The 1001-nt window shown below is 74.4% G+C and carries 1 protein-coding gene; it reads right to left on the bottom strand.

The features are described from left to right. Positions 1-447 (bottom strand): acyl-CoA dehydrogenase family protein (locus ND748_RS32695; protein WP_251750117.1); only part of this gene is annotated, 447 nt, incomplete at its 3' end. Positions 448-1001 lie beyond the last annotated feature (554 nt).

Raw genomic sequence — 1001 nt, 5'->3', positions numbered from 1 at the left:
GGCCCACACCGCGCCGAGCGCCGCGGGCGCCTCGCCGTGCAGCGCCCCCGCGGCGTCCGCGGTGACCGCGCCCACGGCGGAGAACGAGGCGATGACCGAACCGTCGGCGAGCCCGGGGAGCAGCTCGGCCTGCTGCTGCGGCGAGCCGACGGCGGCCACGACGGCGGAGGCGACCACGGTGGGCAGCAGCGGTCCGGCGGCGGCGCGGGCACCCAGGCCCTCGGCGACGATCGCGAGCTCAGCCAGGCCGAAGCCGGAGCCGCCGTGTTCCTCGGGCAGGTGCAGGCCGAGCCAGCCGAGATCGGCGATCTGCTTCCACTGCGGGCCGACGGTGCCGGGACCGCCGTCGAGCGCTCGCCGGGCCGCCGCGCGCAGGTCGTTCGCGTCGGCGAAGGTGCGCACCACCTCGGCGAGGGCCTTGTGGTCGTCGCTGATCGCCAGGGCCATCGTGTCTCCCTCCAGCGGGCTCGATCACCGCGCCGCCGAGCGGCGCGGCCGTCCCACTGACCATGATTTGTAAACCTAACCGTAAGCCTTTCAAACAGGCTTCGTCCACGGATCCCGACCCGCCGACCATCCACAGGGAGGCGACTCGACCTGGGCGGCCGGATGCGGGCATCCGCACCGACACCAGCACGCTAGCCGTGCGCCCTGCCGTGAGTCGATCGATACGGCCGTTGCCGAGCTCGGCAACGACCACGCTGCTCCGCGAGCGCAGATCACTGCTCCGCGAGCGCAGATCCCCGAGTGCAAGTCCCCGGGCGCAGGACCGGCGGCCGCAGACCCGGCCGGCGCAGACCCGGCCGGCGCGGCTCGGGCTCGGGCTCGGTCAGGCGACCTCGCGGTCGCGCGCCCCCTGGGGCAGCAGGCTCCGCAGACCGAGAATGATGTTGGTAATGCCGAACTCGAACTCCTCCGGCGGGCGGGCGGCCAGGCCCGACGGCTCCGAACCCAACACCAACGCCGAGGCCTGCGCGACCGCTGCCGCCGGTGCCTGCGAC

Origin of the sequence: Frankia sp. AiPs1, from assembly GCF_023716945.1 — a bacterium.
Lineage (GTDB): Bacteria > Actinomycetota > Actinomycetes > Frankiales > Frankiaceae > Frankia.
The sequence above is the reverse complement of the archived record's forward strand: the minus strand, read 5'-3'. Positions and strand labels throughout refer to the sequence as shown.